Source organism: Polyangium fumosum, from assembly GCF_005144585.1.
In the GTDB taxonomy this organism is placed as follows: domain Bacteria; phylum Myxococcota_A; class Polyangia; order Polyangiales; family Polyangiaceae; genus Polyangium; species Polyangium fumosum.
The window spans coordinates 1-1,291 of record NZ_SSMQ01000187.1 but is presented as its reverse complement, the minus strand read 5'-3'; the positions used below and the strand labels follow the sequence as shown (position 1 = coordinate 1,291).

The window sequence follows — 1,291 nt, the reverse complement described above, 5'->3', positions numbered from 1 at the left end:
AAGGCGCCGCCACCCAGAGCGGCGCTTGCTTCTCCCGTGTTCGACCCATCGACATGACGCGGACAAACCTACCATCGTCTCCCGTCTCTGTCGATCGTCCCTTCGGGATAGGTCCACGGGCTGCTAGCTGTCCTGTCGTTCCAAGCCTGCTCGGCGGCCACGAGTAATTGCCGGTTCTCTGTATAGCTCTTCTCGAGCGCCTTGTATTTCGCGTGGCCCTGCTTGACTTCCGAGTCAAGGTCATTGCCTGCAGATTGGGTCCCTGACGGATCGGAAAGCCGGATGGGATTGCCGAGGACATACGCATACAAATTTGGCCCATCTAGTATCCCGACCGGATCCGCACTCGTCCACCGCCCGAGCCACGGCGCGTAGTACCTCGCCCCGTGGTAATACAGGCCAGTCTCCTCGTCCTTCTCCTTACCCGTATACCTGTACCGTTTCGCACTGACCTCGACCCCACTCACGACCGCGTGGTAGGCGCTCGTCCCGTAGGGGTGGTACTCCTCGTAGCTGATGACGAGTCCATCCTCATCCAGTTCGAGGGAGGCTGAGCCCAGATGGTTGCCAAACTGATACCGGAGCCTCGGCGTCGGCGTGAACGGCGGCGCGTTCGCGTCGACCGTCTTGGTCTCCACCATCGCAATCCGCCGCGCATCATCCATCACGTGGAGCGTCTCCCGCTCGTGCACCACATTCCCGAGTTCGTGCCTCCGGTAGACCTCGAAGGCCCCCAGGTAGATCCGCTCCTCGACGATCCCGCTGTGCTCCCAGAGCTTCCGAACCCGTTGCCCATTAGCGTCATACGTGAAGTAAACCGTGCCCCCACCGCCCTTGTCGACCTCGCGTTTCTGGTCCTTGAAATCCCACGCGATGCCATCCAAATGCGGCATTGACGTCATGCTCCCATGCTCATCGTACGTATACGCCGCGGAATACTGCCCCAGCGCATCCCCCGGCAAGCTCGTCCCGAGCAACCGATTGCTCGACTCCGCAATATCGTACCGCCGCGTCCAGCTCCCCGTGCTGTCCTGCGCGGCGTGAATCATCTTCAGAATGTTGCCGACTGCGTCGTACTCGAAGCTCTCCGCGTAGTTCCGCATCGCCTGCGGATCATTCGGGTTCGCCGCACTCACCAGCGGAAACCCATTTGCATCCTGCTGGATATCCGCATTCTGCCCCGAATGTTCCCGCCCCGTCGCCTCGATCAGCCGGTAGATCGCATCGTACTCGTACTTCCAGACCGGCTCGACCAACTCGCTGTTGTGGTAGAGCTCCTCCTGCGCCAGGT

General features: G+C 61.0%; 1 protein-coding gene. It reads right to left on the bottom strand.

The genetic code is table 11. The features are described 5' to 3' along the window. Window positions 1-68 precede the first annotated feature (68 nt). The coding region (locus E8A74_RS51635) for an RHS repeat domain-containing protein (protein WP_136936585.1) at window positions 69-1,291 on the bottom strand (1,223 nt) is incomplete at its 5' end.